At 55.1% G+C, this 15607-nt stretch carries 9 protein-coding genes and 3 pseudogenes; 5 read left to right on the forward strand and 7 right to left on the reverse strand.

Annotation, left to right across the window (positions count from 1 at the left end; genetic code table 11):
- Positions 1–32 precede the first annotated feature (32 nt).
- Positions 33–794, forward strand: coding sequence for an enoyl-CoA hydratase/isomerase family protein (locus DOS48_RS28005; protein WP_168654326.1), 762 nt, complete (start codon positions 33–35; stop codon positions 792–794).
- On the opposite strand, the gene DOS48_RS28010 is transcribed toward DOS48_RS28005, so the two are convergent.
- The 3 genes and pseudogenes from DOS48_RS28010 to DOS48_RS28020 form a co-directional block, all read right to left on the reverse strand.
- Complete coding sequence (locus tag DOS48_RS28010) at positions 795–1670, reverse strand: amidohydrolase family protein (protein WP_168654327.1); 876 nt, start codon at positions 1668–1670, stop codon at positions 795–797. It abuts the gene before it with no gap.
- Positions 1671–1855: 185 nt separating this feature from the next.
- Positions 1856–2383: a halocyanin domain-containing protein gene (locus tag DOS48_RS28015; RefSeq protein ID WP_168654328.1), complete on the reverse strand. Its 528-nt coding sequence runs from the start codon at positions 2381–2383 to the stop codon at positions 1856–1858.
- 211 nt (positions 2384–2594) lie between these two features.
- A pseudogene (locus DOS48_RS28020) lies at positions 2595–3232 on the reverse strand (IS6 family transposase).
- Between the two features lie 107 nt (positions 3233–3339).
- Between DOS48_RS28020 and DOS48_RS28025 the strand changes: the two are divergent.
- From DOS48_RS28025 to DOS48_RS28035, 3 genes are all read left to right on the forward strand, one after another.
- Positions 3340–3975 carry an IS6 family transposase gene (locus DOS48_RS28025; RefSeq protein WP_168654329.1) on the forward strand — a complete coding sequence of 212 codons (636 nt, stop codon included), beginning with the start codon at positions 3340–3342 and terminating at the stop codon, positions 3973–3975.
- A gap of 61 nt (positions 3976–4036) precedes the next feature.
- Positions 4037–5926: a hypothetical protein gene (locus DOS48_RS28030; RefSeq protein WP_244629427.1), complete on the forward strand. Its 1890-nt coding sequence runs from the start codon at positions 4037–4039 to the stop codon at positions 5924–5926.
- A gap of 222 nt (positions 5927–6148) precedes the next feature.
- Positions 6149–7681 (forward strand): aldehyde dehydrogenase, encoded by a 1533-nt coding sequence (locus tag DOS48_RS28035; RefSeq protein ID WP_168654331.1) that lies wholly within the window; start codon positions 6149–6151, stop codon positions 7679–7681.
- 305 nt (positions 7682–7986) lie between these two features.
- Here the strand turns inward: DOS48_RS28035 and DOS48_RS28040 are convergent.
- Positions 7987–8817, reverse strand: a pseudogene (locus DOS48_RS28040) (IS5 family transposase).
- A 981-nt stretch (positions 8818–9798) separates the two neighbouring features.
- Here DOS48_RS28040 and DOS48_RS28045 point away from each other — a divergent pair.
- On the forward strand, positions 9799–11073 hold the full coding sequence (locus DOS48_RS28045) for a Cdc6/Cdc18 family protein (protein ID WP_168654608.1): 1275 nt from the start codon (positions 9799–9801) through the stop codon (positions 11071–11073).
- Positions 11074–11433: 360 nt separating this feature from the next.
- On the opposite strand, the gene DOS48_RS28050 is transcribed toward DOS48_RS28045, so the two are convergent.
- From DOS48_RS28050 to DOS48_RS28060, 3 genes and pseudogenes are all read right to left on the reverse strand, one after another.
- Complete coding sequence (locus DOS48_RS28050; protein WP_168654332.1) at positions 11434–12669, reverse strand: glycosyltransferase family 2 protein; 1236 nt, start codon at positions 12667–12669, stop codon at positions 11434–11436.
- Between the two features lie 894 nt (positions 12670–13563).
- Positions 13564–13803: pseudogene (locus DOS48_RS29680) on the reverse strand (restriction endonuclease); the annotation flags it as partial.
- A 747-nt stretch (positions 13804–14550) separates the two neighbouring features.
- Positions 14551–15312 carry an IS5 family transposase gene (locus DOS48_RS28060; protein ID WP_168654333.1) on the reverse strand — a complete coding sequence of 254 codons (762 nt, stop codon included), beginning with the start codon at positions 15310–15312 and terminating at the stop codon, positions 14551–14553.
- Between the last annotated feature and the right edge of the window lie 295 nt (positions 15313–15607).

Consider the following 15607-nt stretch of genomic DNA (forward strand, 5'->3'; position numbering starts at 1 on the left):
AGAACAAAGTACACTCACCTGGAAATACACCCATGCAAATCGACGACGGTCCTGTTCGACGGATTACTTTCGACCGCCCAAACGTTCGAAACGCGATGACGGCGGACGTTGCGATTGAGATCGCTGACGCGCTCACTGGCCTAGACCCTGAGACCCACGATGCGGTCGTTATCACAGGTCGAGGCGAAGCATTCAGTGCTGGCGGCGACATTGAGGCTATGGCAGCACGGGACGAGACGACGTTGGAGGCGTACAATCGTGTGCGCGAGACGCTTGGAGCGGTCGCTGAGAACGCCCTCACTGCGCCGGTGCCGGTTATCAGCAAAGTCAACGGAGACGCAGTTGGTGCCGGAATGTCTCTGACGGCGGTTTCAGATTTCGCTTACGCCGCCGACTCTGCTCGCTTCGGTGCGACGTTTATCAACGTTGGTCTTATTCCGGACATGGGCGCAACGGCGATGCTCCCGCGGATCATTGGCCTCAGAAAGACGAAGGAACTCGCCTTCACCGGGAGTCTCATCGACGCGACCGAGGCCGCAGCAATGGACCTGATAAACGAAGCAGTACCGGACGAGAAACTCGACGAACGCGTCGACGATCTCGTTGACACACTCCGGGATCGCCCGACAGCGAGCATCGGAATGGCGAAGGAGGCCATTCACGACAACCTCGGGCAGTCGTGGCGCGACGGGCTGGCGCAGGAGGGGCGACTTCAAGCGATGGCCTACGACACGCCGGCCCACGACAAAGGGGTCGAAGCATTCCTAAATGGACAAAAACCAGATTTCAGCTGATCAAAGGTCAAAAAACTCCTCGGCGTTCTCAAAGAGGATTTTGCGCTGAATCTCTTCACTGAAGTCGGTGTCCTGTTCGAACGACTCAAGCCACGTCTCGGGGGAAATCATCGGGTAGTCGGTACCGAACATCACTTTATCTTTGAGCAGTGACCCGGCATATTGGAGGACTTGTTCGTCGATGTATTTCGGAATCCACCCTGAGAGATCCATGTAGACGTTACCCTTCTGCTGACAGATTGCCAGTTGTTCTTTTTCCCAGGGATAGGCGGGATGGGCAATGAGAATCTGAAGGTCCGGATGCTCCGCCGCGACATCGTCGATAAGCATGGGATTTCCGTACTTGACTTTGAGACCGCGCCCGCCGGCGCTGCAGGCGCCCAACGTGGAGTTCCCCCCGTGGAACACGACGGGGACACCGAGATCCTCGATCGTGCTCCAGAGGTGGTCGTGGCGGTCGTCGGACGGATCGAATCCCTGTGCTATCTGCTGGAATTTGAACCCCGACAGATCGAGGTCCTCCACGCACCGGATGGCCTCCCGAACGCAGTCGTCTTTCAGGGGGTCGACGCTCCCGAACCCGACGAAGAAATCGGGGTGTTCGTCGCGGACTTCGGCGACGTAGTCGTTCGGCACAGGCGGATTTCCGGTGTTCGTTTCGGCGTCCCAACCCAGCAAGACGGCGCGACCGACGCCCGCCTCGTGGTACTCGTCGATCATCTCCTCGTAATCCCACGTTTCCAGGTCCGTTCCGAAGCGATCGGCCGCATCTTGCATCATTTCGCCGCCGGCGTCGTGGAGAAACTCGCTGGTGGGCTGGTGGGCGTGCGTATCGAACAACCGGTTCTCGTCCGCACCCGGTAGCGCTCCGCTCATACCGTAAAGATGCGGGCAGCACCACAAAAGTCTACCCGTCTGGTGATGCGATCTCCAGAAGAATTGGACGCCTACGGTGTGCAGGTCCCTAGTTTAGCGGGTGGCGTTGAAAACCGGCGGTGTCACAGTCCCGCCTTCCGCCGTGTTTGAGAGTGGATCGACGCCCAGAGCCGGAATCGCGAGGATCACTCAACGACGACAGCGCCTTTCATGTCGATCCCCTCATGGGGGACGCAGACGTACAACACCGAGCCCGGTTCATCGAAAGTCTGTTTGTACGTCGCACCCTCCTGTGACTTCTGTTCACTTGCGAAGTCAGCACCGTGCCGGGCCACGACGTTGTGGGTACTACCCTGACCGGTCCACTCCCACGTGACCGTCGTTCCGCTATCGATACGGATCGCTGCCGGGCTGAAGCCGTAGTACGCGCCGTTGGCTTCAACGCCGACGTCGACAGTGACGGCGTCGGAGCCTGTTTTGTCGGCAATGCCGTCGTAGTTGTCCGTTTCCGTCAAGAACTCGTCGACAGAGGGAGTCCCTGTCTCACCGTCGGTAGTGTCGTTGGGCGTCGACTCTGGCGACGATGTGCCGTCACTGGGTTGGTTCGTGTTCTCGGTCGTCGGATTTTCATCGTTACACCCAGCCGCAACACTGGCAACCACTACCCCCGCAGTGTGGAGGAGTTTTCGTCTGCTGAATGAACTATCTATCATTAATTATGTACAAATGAGATCTACACAATATATGTTTTGGTGAGTGGATTGCGCTGTGAGGGCGCGGCCTTGATCGCACATTTCCGTGGATCCATAGTGTACTTGAGAGGGAGAATCACAGAACAAATTCGGCAGCGATTTCAGTACTTGCTGCAGGTATTGATGGTGGTGCTACCGGATCGTCCGCACACCACAGGGTCTACCGGCCGCGTTAAGTTTGACGTGAATTGTGGTAGACGGCGAAGGCTTCGAGCCAGTTTTGAGCTGTCTCTAACGCGACATTGCTGAAACTATTAGCAAACAAAGATTTTCGTCGTTCTATTTCCCAAAAACACGTTCGATAGCGTTCCGATTTCCATGTCGACTGATTTAAAATCGATACCCGTCCTCAGTAAGAACTGGTCCAAGATAGTCTGCGTCATTGACGAGAAATTCGACGTTATTCAGCTGGTAGCGCTAGTGTAGTTCGGTCAGAAACTACCGCGTGGTCTGTTTACTTTCGGTTGGATAGGGGATCTCGTGGAGGATCTCGTTCGTATACGGATCAACCGCGCCGTACAGCCAGAACTTCTGACCGTGCAGGCGGAGCATCTTTTCGTCAACCGCGAGTTGATCTTCTGAGACAGTAGAGACAGGTTGTAGATCGGCTTTATGAACCCAGTTATGGATAGCCATGTGACTCCATTTGATCCCATATTATTCAAGAAATTTACTCACCTCTTGGAGCGACATATTAGTCAAATGATAGCAAATTTCCTCTTCAATCGCCCAGCGTGGAGTCCGATCTCGCTCCACAAACGACAAGTCGATCCACGCGATGCCTTCGCTGAGGCGGTCGATTTCGGCCATAAGCACTCTGAAGTCGAACGTCTCATCCTCTAACTTTACGCGACCGGTTTACCGGCGGTGTTCAGATAAGGTTTGAAAGGTGAGGTGGTGCGTTTTCAAAGTGTTCTATGCCCGAAAACGACCGCCTCAGCGGCTGTTTAGACGAGATCAACTTAGAGTTTGTGGAGCAAGAGGCAACACCGCAGCTGTTGATGAAGCTCAGTATTCAGCTTTATTTAGCAGGATTATCGCTTTCGAATACTGTTTCGTTTCTTGAGGTATTCGGTGTTGAAAGAGTTCGATCAACCGTTCATAACTGGGTTCACAAGGCCGACCTACAGCCGGAATCTGGTCGGAGCCCGAATCACGTCGCGGTCGATGAGACGGTGATTCGACTTGACGATGAACAATATTGGCTGTACGCTGCTGTCGATCCGGAAACGAACGATCTGCTCCATACACAGCTTGAGCCGACGACAAATAACGCCCTCGCGGATCGGTTTTTCGCTGATCTCCGTGACAAACACGACATAGATGACGCAACAGTTCTCGTCGATGGATCAGCTTCACTTCAGCGAGCCTGTCGCAAACACGACCTCAATTTCAGATACGAACGACATGGAAATCGGAACAGCGTCGAACGTGTCTTTCGTGAGATAAAACGTCGAACTATCTGTTTCTCAAACTGTTTCAGCAACGCCGAAGCAGAAACTGCCGACGAGTGGCTCAGATCGTTCGCTTTCGCATGGAACCAGCTTATCTGAACACTACCGGTTTACCACCCCAAATTTATAAGTGATAGTTTTTAGTATGGCCTCATATAGCATGATCGATAATGATATCCATGAAACGGTCGGACAAGCGAGCAGACGGCAGTTCCTCTCGGCATTAAGTGTCGCAGGAGGTGTCGCACTCGCGGGCTGTGGTTCGGGGGGCGACGTCACACCCGAAGCAACCTCGTCATCCGGACAGGAGGGCACTGACGCCGACCTGCCGGAACCGGGCGAACGCATCACGTCCGCGCGACGCATAGGCCCCCGTGATGTGAGTGACTTCGGGTTTCAGGAACTTTGGTCCTATCGGAAGCGCCAGGCCGTCGAAACACTCGTTTCCGATCCCCGCGTCAACGAGGTCGCCAGCAACTGGGTCGCATCCTTCGAGGCGTACGACCCGCTGACGAACCGACTCGACGCTGTCAGCGTCCAGGGAACGACGGGCATGACCGTCGATGGCGGACCCGACAATACGCCGTTCGAAGTCACTGCAACGAACCGACAGGTGGCCTACGGACTCGTCGACCGCATAACCGACGAACTCGTCGGCCTGAAAATAAACGAGCCGACCGATGTCACGTGGACGCGGGGCGACTGGAACGACACCCAGCGTGCCCGCCACGAGACGATGCTCAACAAGGAGGAGATTTGGCAACACCTGGAGGGTAAGGAGTGGTACCCGATGGTCAAGGCCGCGGAGATCATCACGAGCTACGGGGACTACGCCCACGGCGAGGTCTCCAACCTCGTGTACTTCGTGATGGACGGCGGCGAGCTCAAGGCGGTCAGCGGCTTCATGGACGTCACCGGAGAGGAGCCGACGCTGCTCGACCTTCACATCGTGAACGACTTCGCCGAACACCCGGCGCACAGGATGGCCCAGGACACCGCGACCACCGGCGAGACGGTTCTCGGCGAGGTTCCTGAGCCGCCGATGATGCAACGGCCACAGATTACGGGCCCCAACGGGTTCCACCGCATCGAGGAACCGCCACAGGAGTTCGAACAGGACGGCTGGTCCATCAGCTGGAGCGGTCCCCGGACCGTCGGGGCGGAAGTGAGGGCTGACTTCAACGGCACGCCGGTGTTCTCGCTCACCGCCCCCTACAGCACGTCCACGTGCTACGACATGCCGGAGCGGAACGGCCGCAACACGCGAGAGTGGATGTTCCCCAACGAGGAGCCGGTCATCAGCGGCGAACTCATCTACTGGGATATCCACAGCCTCAGCTTGGGCGGCCCAGGCATCCTCGGGAAGACCGAGTACCCCTCCACGCAGAGCCGCCCGGGTGGGTTCAACATCCGGACCCACTACCACACCGGTGCAGTCAGGAACGCCCGGGACTTCCACTCCGGGCACCGATTTGCCCCGTACAACTACTACATCAACTACCAGTTCTACGAGGACGGCGTCTTCATGCCGGTGTTCCAGCGACACGGGCCCGGCTACGTCAACGAGTTCTACGAGTACCGCGAGCGCGAGAACGACGGACCTGCCCAGTACTACCTCGAGAACTGGTTGACGAAGCCGACCCCGGGGACGACGGACGGCGTCGAGACGAGGGTTTTCGACGGCGACGAGTGGCAAACCCCCGGCACCGAGTTCTACCTCGGGAGCAACGACGTGAGCGAAGAACACATAGTTCGGTTCACGAACCCTGCCGGCCCCGAGACCATCGACGTCCCCCTCGATAACATGAAGGAGGTCGTCGTCGTCCAGCCAAAAGACGACGAAATCGGGCAGGTGATTCGTGCCAACCCCGAGAATCCGCAGCCGGAACTGGAGTTCTACCACCCCGCGCAGTACGTCAGCGGCGAGCCGATTCAGGGAAGAGAAGTCTTCTTCTGGTTGCTGATGGAGGCTCCCACCGACGAGGTGCCACACGCCTCGGGCATCACGACCTACACGCAGCTGGGTGAGTTCAACCTCAGCGGCTACTGAGGCCGACCGCCCAACTCTATGGTTATCGAGCTCATCTTGGTGTACTCCTGAAGCGCAACCACAGCACGGGTCCGATCGGCTCCCCACCGTTCGTAACGAATTATCGAGATCTACGTGCTCGCCTTCCGTAGTCTCACGATCAGCCCTCTCAAGGCACTAATATTAATGATCTTTCAATAACTTATTTACTGTCGTCTGCTAACGTTTTACACGGTACTCAGTATGAGCATGACAAGCGATAATTCCGAAGAGACGGCTAATGCGATCAAACAACGCCATCGAGATGCCGCTGCAGACGCGGTGCCGGACTCTCTCAGGCATTATATCGACGGAGAGTTCGTCGACGGTGACGGCCACGAGGTCATCGAGACGCGAGATCCCACGACGGGCGAAGTGCTCGGTGAAGTGCCGGCCGGCAACGCTGCCGACATCGACGCCGCCGTCGATGCGGCACAGCGTGCGTTCGAAGGCGGGTGGAACGACGCCTCGCCGGGGGAGCATCAGCGCGTCCTTTCAGAGATGGCCACCGCCGTCGAAGAGAACCAAGAGACGCTCGCGACGCTCGAAGTGCTCGATACGGGAAAGACGATCACCGAAGCGATGGGCGATATGAGACTGATTGTTGATCACCTCACCTACTACGCCGCTGCTGCCCGCAACGTCAATGGAGAGACACGCCAGACCAACGATCTCTTCGATCGAGAGAAGCAGGTCTTCACCGTCAAGGAACCCTACGGCGTCGTGGGCGCGATCGTCCCCTGGAACTTCCCGCTCATGATCGCCATCTGGAAGATTGGTCCCGCTATTGCTGCCGGCAACACGGTAGTTCTCAAACCGTCCGAGGAGACGCCGCTATCTATCCTGAAACTGATGGGACTGGTCGATGACGTGGTTCCGGACGGCGTCGTTAATGTCGTGACGGGCTACGGCGAGGACGCCGGCGAACCCCTCTCGACGCACGAAGACGTGCCCAAGATCTCCTTCACCGGGTCGACAGAAGTCGGGAAAGAGATCATCCGCAACTCCGCCGAGGACATCAAGAAGACGACGCTCGAACTTGGCGGGAAAAGTCCCGTCATCGTCTACCCCGACGCAGACATCGAAGAGGCGGTCGAGGCGGCGATGATGGCTATCTTCTTCAATAAAGGCGAGTGCTGTGCTGCCGGCTCCCGTCTGTTCGTCCACGAGGACGTCGAAGAGCAGTTCCTCGAGGCCTTCACTACTGCCGCATCCGGTATGAACGTCGGCGATCCGCTGCTCGAAGAGACGGACATGGGGCCAAAAGCCTCCGACGAGCAGGTGCGACGAACATACGAGTTCGTCGAGGCCGCTCGCGAGAGCGGCGCGACCATCCGGACCGGCGGTAACGTGCCTGACGACGATCCGCTGGAGAGCGGTGCGTTCTACGAACCGACCATTATCGACGACATCGACCACGACCATCCGTCAGTCCAAGAGGAAATCTTCGGTCCGGTCATGGAGACGTTCTCTTGGAGTGACGAGGATGACGTGGTCGCGCAGGCGAACGACGTTGACTACGGTCTCGCCGCGGGTGTCATCGCAGGCGACATTACCAATGCCCTTCGAACTGCCCATCGACTCGAAGCCGGTGTCGTCTGGGTGAACCACTACAACGACGTTTCGGCGGGACAGCCTTTCGGGGGCTACAAACAGTCCGGCACCGGCCGGGAGAACGCGACCGAAGCCATCGACGAGTTCACCCAGACCAAAGCGATCAACGTCAATCTCGACTGAGACGATGTCCCCGATCGTCTGTATCCATCTCGGTGTACGATGTTTTGTGCCTCGTTTTGGGGCGACTGACGGGAGCCTCAGACGCTCTCACAGGATGATTCCGTCAAGCTAACCGGGAAATGGACGCCGTCTGGCGATATGGCATCGCTCAGACGGCTTGCCTGGATGTGTCGAAAGTTGAGGGTGTCATAGAACGAGTAGCACACCAAAGAGCAGGGTGAATGCTGAGGTGGATGAGCTCAGCGACCCAGCAAGATGATCCTTCAGTAGAGTCTGCTTTGTTGAATCCGATGATGGCGTCGGGGTCACTGTTTGAGAGCTTGTTCGAGGTTGTAGACTGTGGCGGTCACCACGAGTTGGCAGAATTCTCGGTACCAAGCGCGAGGGTGGACAGCGGGGCCGAACCGACGCTTGATAGCCGAAAAGGCGGTCTCGGCCATCCAGCGCTGGCCGTATAATTCGCTGTCCAACCGGGCGTTGTGTGCGTGATCGTACGCAGCAAACAGCCGATGACGCAGCAAGGGCCGGACACCCTTTGAACGGAGGGCGTCCCGGAGAGATTAGTCGTCATAGCCCTTGTCGCCGGCAAGAATCTTGATTTTCTCGGTGTTACGAAGAGCGACTCGACGGCCAGTTTGGGTGTCGTGAGGCCAGTGTGCCGAACAACGAATATCGAGGATGGCACACGGGTCTGTATCGACGATCGCCGTCGTTTTGAGCGTGCGTATGTGGCGATCCGAGCGGTGTTGGTAGTGTTTCGATGCCGTTTCGCGGTCGAAGAATGTGGCATCGATGGCACCGTTCAAACCCGGATCGCAGATAGTCGCGGACTCACGAAGAAAGCCGCGCCACACGGACATGGTCACCCTCTCAAACGACCGGTACAGCGTTGAGGGTGCGGGGAATGCCGTTTGAGCGAGCTGTAACAGACCACGAACAGGATCCATTTCACTCGCCCAATCCACGATCTCTCAGTACGTCGCATCCATGTGAACCCGCAAAAAGTGGAGCTTCACATGCTTCCACCCGGGAAATCCGTGGCCAGTCGGATCACTCACCGCCGTTGGACTGGCGGCACAGCGCTTTTGAGCCAGCGACGCGGCTTGCTTAACGAAGGGGAAGAGTAGGTTAGTCACATTCGACTCTTTCGCTTCGCTACTACCTTCAGAGCGACGCTATCCCGCCGCCTTCTGCGGATTCAACAGAGCAGACCTGACTGATACTACCATGTAGATCGAGATGCCGACTGGTTCTACGTTGACGCCGAACTGACGTCAACGATCTCTCTTGGGCCTGCCACTGACGGGGAGCCGAGTGATGTTTGGTGTGACTGGTTCGTGTGTAACAACCATGTGGACTATTGTCGAGAGATATTAGTTGGGTTATACAGCGGATTAGTTCTGTGAAATGAAGGGAATGTATAATGTGAAAACAAACGGCGTATCGACTATGAGCGGACAACGAGAGATAATATCGGTAGCTCTCACACCCCATATTCGATATGAAATCGAAAATTGACGTAGTAGTAAGATGACTCTCACACACCGTCTTCGATATGAAATTGGTTCTTCCACAGAGAAAATTGCTCTAAATCTAATTTGCACGGTCTAATACGGCAGCATTAGTGTTTTGCTCGAGTATTTCATCTCGAAGAACCTGCTGCCATTCCTCACGATGAAATCTCGTGGACGGGTTCGCACACAGTGATTTTGTATTTCATTTCGATGACGGGGTGTGTGGATGGGACCGACTTCCGGGCTAAATGGTTTCATATCAACTGAAGGGTGCTCACTTCGAAGAAGATCTACCGGGGCTAGGACTCCGAGAAGGGATTTCATTTCGATGACGGGGTGTCTGTCTTGGTGTCTGAGATTTCATATCGATAGAGGGGCCTTCACTTCGAAGTTTGTGTGTGATGATACGAACGAGGCAGAAAATTCATTTCGACGGCGGGGTGTTCATATCGACAACGGCCCTTTCATTTCGACTTCACTCCCTTCATTTCGACAAAGGTTATTAGCGGTTAGTTTATAATAACCAGTATGGAAGGCGACGAACCCGACTCGGTGCAGCCACATACCGAGTCTGGTGGGTCACAAGAGTCCGGAGCATCTGTCGTGGATAGCATCCTCGATGGCGACGTACAGACGGTTTTTGAAAACAAAGACCTCGTTGACTCAAGTACGATTGTCGATCAGGATCGGATCTACGGCCGGGACGAGCAACTCGCTGCCGAAGCTCGGGCGTTTCGGGACACTCTCGATGGTGAGCGACCGCCGGATCTACTTTTGTACGGTCCTAGTGGCACAGGCAAGACGCTGACAGTGAAAGCCGTCGCGAACAAAGTCAAAGAACGAGCCCAGGAAAGCGGTATTGAGTTTGACTTTGTGGCAGTCAATTTCAAAACGATGGAGTCTCACACGCTTGACCGCGCTGTGTGGAAGCTAGGCCACCAGACGGCGCGAAAAGCGGGCGTGGTTTGGGATGTCCCTCGGTCGGGTGTCTCGACCGATATGAAATACACCCGACTCTACGAAATCGTCGACGATCACTTCGATTCAATTGTATTCATCCTCGACGAGATCGACGCGCTCACCGGCAGTACGGGCGCAGACGAACCGGCGTACTCTCGACTACTCTATAGTTTGAGCCGAGTCATGTCTGAACAGCATGTTGATACGCAGCTGTCAACGGTGGTTGTCACTAACTACCCGAAGTTCCGCGAGAACCTGGACAGCCGGACTGACAGCTCCTACAATCCGAACGGAATTCACTTCTCGGATTACGACGCCAACGAGCTCATCGAAATTCTCGAACGACGTCGAGATGCGTTTAAAGACGACGCCCTCGAAGATGGAGTAATCGAGATCGTGGCTGCGTACGGTGCTCAAAACGAAGGTGACGCGCGTCGCGCGATCGATCTGCTCCGGGATGCTGGAGAGATCGCGAACCGGGCGGGCGACCCGGTAGTGACGCAGGACCACGTCAGATCGGCAAACGACTCTGTGGTGAAGAACCGGGTGCTTGAGATCGTTGGCGGGATGTCTGTCCAAAAGAAACTATCTCTGTACGCTGCCGCACTTGTCGCGAAAGAGAATGAAGGAGCGGCTCCGAGCCCTGTGGTGTACGACATCTACAAAATTCTCTGTGAGGGAAGCGACATGGAGATATACACACAAGAAACAGTCAACAGCCACATCAATAAGGCCGGAACGTACGGTGTTCTGGAAAGCGAACGGGTCAGTGGTGGATTCAAATCGGGTGTTCACTTGGTTTTCAAGTTCACCGAGCCCGTTGGGGCTGTTTTAGATACATTAAGCGAAGACGAGCGACTCCAAGAAATTCCTGCGAAAGAACTTGGGGAGGTCGTGAAGAGACGGTTGCGAGATTAGTAGTACGGTCCCTACAGCCAGTTCGTACACTTTCTCAACCGGCTGTTTCAGATGTCGTCCGAAATAGTTCGAGGTCCCCCTCATCGAGATAGGACTCAATATATCCGCAATTGGGTGCCCATCTCGGATGAACTGTTTGTAGTCCTCAAACGCGTCGTCGCGACCAGCGGGGAGGATCACGACTCCGGTCATGCTTGAGTGGAAATCATTAGTGAGAAGCAAATAATTGGCTACAACTGGCTCTACTGAGATCCTTCAGATCTGATAGGGTCGGCGTGCGAGATACAGATGCTCCTACTCCTTCGGGCGTTGTTATTGTTAGAAAACCTTCACACCGTAGGTGGAATATGTGTGTCCCGACTAATCGTCGTCAGTAAAAATCCCCTTTTCGAATTCATCATCGGACTCGCGGAGAAGTCGGTCAGTTCCCTCATGCTCGGCGAGTGCCCCCTGGTCAAGGTTGTTAGCTTGCTCAATAACGTCAGTAGTGACCTTTTCGGTTACTTCGAAGTTCTCGACTGGGCTAACGACACCCCAGAGTGCTCCGACTGAGTGGAGGACAACTGCCAACGGTGTGAGAATCAGGAATACTGGCCACAAAATCGGATGCTTCCGATAGGCAACCACGCCAAACAACATATACACGAACAGGATCCCCAAAAGAGCTGTAGAGAGCAGCGAATACAGACCTATCCCGGGGGCTGTCCCGGGCAACAGGTACGATGCGATAGCTAACAACGGCACAAACGGTGAGAACGCCCACGCAATGACCCGAGTGAAATATAGCGGCCGGTATAGTGGAGGAAGTAAGTAATCGTCACCGACTGTGCCGGACATCCACCGCCGCCGTTGTTTGATCATCGATTTGAGCGACGGCGGAGCTTGGTTCCGAAACCGGGCATCGACTAACTGGTAGGTCAGATCGCGGTTTTTTGCTGCCCGCCAGATCAGATTTGTGTCTTCGGTGATCGTGGCTACATCCCAGCCGACTTCTTGTTCAATCTCACGGCGGATTGCGAAGCCTCCACCCCACGCGTATAGCGGATACGATAGGCGATGAAATCCAAGCTGTTCAAATTGATACCCCGTACGAAACACTTCACAGAGATATGTGAGTCGTGAACCGGTGTAGATTGGCTTCTCTGTGAACTGAATGAAATCAGCATCCGGAAGGCCAGTGAGCCCCGTAACGAGCGTATCTTCGTCTAGATAGAGGAGATATTCCTTATTACCATCGACGTTTCTTCGTGCCCACTCGACAGCTCGACCTTTGTTAGTCGCGTTACAATCAAATTCATCGGGAACAATATGGACTTGAGCACCATCGATACTGATGTCTGCTTCGGCGATAACACGCACATCTGCGATATCATCGGGGAGTGCGTTGACGGTCTGTTGGACGACAGACTCAGCATCAATCGTCAGTATGCGAACTTGGATATCATCAAGTCCCCAAACTTCCTCACTATTCTGCCCCCATCCACGTGAAAGCACAGTCACTTCAACGACCCACCACAGCGACGAGAGACCGTAGACGAGCAGTGCTGCCCACAAGAACACGGCTAACAGCCCCTGTAGCGATACTAAATCGGTCACATTACGTGATTACGGCAGAATCTATTAAACGCGTGGTAATTACTCCGTTACTATCCTGTAATGGACTGCTACTGCCGTAGGCTAGTTCACCCAGCCAGTTTATGACCGATTCGCGCTGTGTATCCAGCATAGCCGCTCCAAACTATCAGTTTCTGGGAATTATAACAGAGCCGCCGTGATAGACGCGGACTGTGCTGAGTACTCTAGAGGTATTGATAAAGAGCAAGGCAGCTGATCACCGGCCGAGATCGGGTGGTTATAGTAACTGCTCAATACCGTCGTAACTCCTTATGTAACTCTTGCTTTCCGATGTTATACATATGTTACATAAGGTCTTGATATCGGATCTCGTGTGAACGAAACCGAAAAACGCCCGTTGCGGGTTTGTCGTGCTACCGAGTGGGCGTAATTAGCGCATTGACATCCTCCTCCGCGTAAACGCGGAGGAATCCTGAGCGTTGGAGATTTCAGGTTTGCAGTTCCACCGAACCCCAGCACGGTGAGAATCCGTACGGGGTTCACGGACTGTGGCGGGTGGGACTGCTGGGAGTGCCAAGCCCCCGGTACTCCTATCCTCCATCGTGTTCGGACTCCCAGAGTTGTTTGTGCCTCGGGGAGTCCGGCAGATGTCGACGGACTTGGAGTTACTTTCTGTGGTGCGTACGGCAGTCGGGCACTGCATCGGTTCATTGTAGGAACCGACCGTTCACCCGACTGGTTCCGATTACTGTCTCATTGCTTGGGGCGGACAGGCCGCCATCGTAGGACTGATCGGAATCGCTCTATTTCCGGTCTGATTCCTGTCTGTATGTAGGGCTGCCTGTCACTTTAAGCCACGGATTGTCAAATCTCTGATCGGCTATCACTACGTGGACAGGCGCAGAATTGTCGGATTCATTCTCCTTGATGCTCTATAACTACTTGTGTTGCTTCATTCGCCGCTAACATTGCGGCAGTCTTTTGAACGACTGGCCGTCCGACTTTGTTCTCTGGATTCTGTTGTTTGACCTGAATAGCAATTCGCTCGCTCTCGCTTCGTGCAATGACATCAATACCTCTATCGCTTCCTGATCTCGTAACTTGGGCAGAGTATCCTTCAGCTCGAAAATAATCGGCGACGAGTTTCTCAAAGTTACGCCAGTCATATTCAAATAAACCGTCCCACTCCTATCGCGAGTTCGCTACTTTTCGATGAGAGCTGCTTATCGACCGTACAGGATGAAGATATGGGCCCAATGAAGCGAGACGCTGACGCCGGCGCATCTCGCAGTTGCTCCGAACACTAGCTGGACATCACGCTCGTCGTCACAGGCGAAGGTGACCGCAACTCGGCCCGTCCCTCCTCGATCCGCTTGCGAGCGTCGGATCCATCGAGGATTACCCCCCAAGTTGTCGCCTGCGATCGAGATGCCAAAATCAAAGCTAGAGATGGGTCAGCGAATCGGTTCCGGTACCCGACGACCTCGGTAGAGTCACTATCGCGGAGGGCGTCGGTGATCAGCTCGTAGCTGAGGTATGCGATGTCATCGTCCGGCTTGTAGCCGACGATGTCGACGTGGACAGCGCAAACCTCCCGTCCAGCGGCCCGGTCTACATGGAAGCATTCACCGACCAGAGTCAGACGACGTTCTCACAGGTTAAGAGCGAATCTCAGGCCAACGGTGGGGTCGACCTCGGTATTGGCCTCTGAGGTGGACAGCCGTCACCCCCGACATGGGGGTGGCTGAATCTGCGCGAGGCGCTCTACCTCTCGCAATAAATTTGACGTGAATTGTAGTAGACGGCGAAGGCTTCGAGCTAGTCTTGGGCTGTATTGACCGCTCAGAGTGATCGGTCGATATTGTGACTGAGACAGGCGATGGTGAGTTCACGGAACTGCTTCTACCAGCGTCGTGACCGGACGAACGCACCGTATTTCCGCTTGAGCGTTGAGTTGACCGTCTCTGATTGACTCCGCTGGCCGTAGAGATCAGCGTCTAAGCGCGTGTTCCACGCCTTGTGGAGTGACGTGAATTCACGATGCTTAATCAGTGGACGAACCTCGTGTTGCCGGGCAAGTCGCCTGATCTTCTGGTCGTCGTATCCCTTGTCACCGAGCAGAATATCAATATCCTCGGGGTTGCGCTTGATCAACGGTGGAGCGATCTGGCTGTCGTGTTTCCGAGTCGTCGTCACGTGGAGATTGAGGATTGCGTTCACCTTCGCATCGACCAGCAATGTCACTTTGAGCTGCTGAATCGTAAGTTCAGCGCGTTTTGTGTAGTGTTTCGAAGCGTGGGTGCGGTCAAACCCTGACGCATCAACTCCGACAACGCCGCTCGTCGGAAGTAGCGTCGTTGAGAGAGTCAATATGATACGCCATACAGCCATATCAAGACGATTGAACGCCTTACAGAGCGTTGATGCCGTAGGGAGTTCAGCTAATCCAAGAACACGACGGATGCGTGGCATCTCGATCAGTTCGTCAAGCAGGCCACGGTAGGTCGTGTTCTTCCGAACCTTGAGACACAGCAGAACGACGTGCTGCGGAAGTGTATAGCGGTGTTTGGAGAATTTCGAGGAGTATCGAGAAACGGCTTGACGGGCCAGATGGATCGCCTTCTCAGTAAACCGGAGGATCTTCGACTTCGGGAGGGCCTTCATCTCGTGGAATCACAAGACGAACATGTAAATCTCTGAGTATTTCAACAGAGCCGTCCACGGGTATCTGCGGTACGTGGTGCTGAAACTGATCAAAAGGGGACCGTCCGATCCGGACAGTACACTCCCGCGACTCGACGACGCTGTTGTCGCTTCCAGACCGGCAGACGATCCGAGATCGAGTATTCGCAGCCATCGGTCGATGACGAGTTGATCACCACTCGACGGTCGAGCACTTCTTCCGTTCAGTCAAACCGCCTGTGCGCTCTCGCCGCACGATCTGAACGCTGTTAACATC

The sequence above is a fragment of the Halorubrum sp. PV6 genome (genome assembly GCF_003990725.2).
Lineage (GTDB): Archaea > Halobacteriota > Halobacteria > Halobacteriales > Haloferacaceae > Halorubrum.

Excerpts from the sequence above, each read along its gene's own strand:
- DOS48_RS28025 (WP_168654329.1), top strand. The coding sequence starts at position 3,340 with ATGCCCGAAAACGACCGCCTCAGCGGCTGTTTAGACGAGATCAACTTA.
- DOS48_RS28035 (WP_168654331.1), top strand. The coding sequence starts at position 6,149 with ATGAGCATGACAAGCGATAATTCCGAAGAGACGGCTAATGCGATCAAA.
- DOS48_RS28010 (WP_168654327.1), bottom strand. The coding sequence starts at position 1,670 with ATGAGCGGAGCGCTACCGGGTGCGGACGAGAACCGGTTGTTCGATACG.
- DOS48_RS28030 (WP_244629427.1), top strand. The coding sequence starts at position 4,037 with ATGATCGATAATGATATCCATGAAACGGTCGGACAAGCGAGCAGACGG.
- DOS48_RS28015 (WP_168654328.1), bottom strand. The coding sequence starts at position 2,383 with ATGATAGATAGTTCATTCAGCAGACGAAAACTCCTCCACACTGCGGGG.
- DOS48_RS28005 (WP_168654326.1), top strand. The coding sequence starts at position 33 with ATGCAAATCGACGACGGTCCTGTTCGACGGATTACTTTCGACCGCCCA.
- DOS48_RS28060 (WP_168654333.1), bottom strand. The coding sequence starts at position 15,312 with ATGAAGGCCCTCCCGAAGTCGAAGATCCTCCGGTTTACTGAGAAGGCG.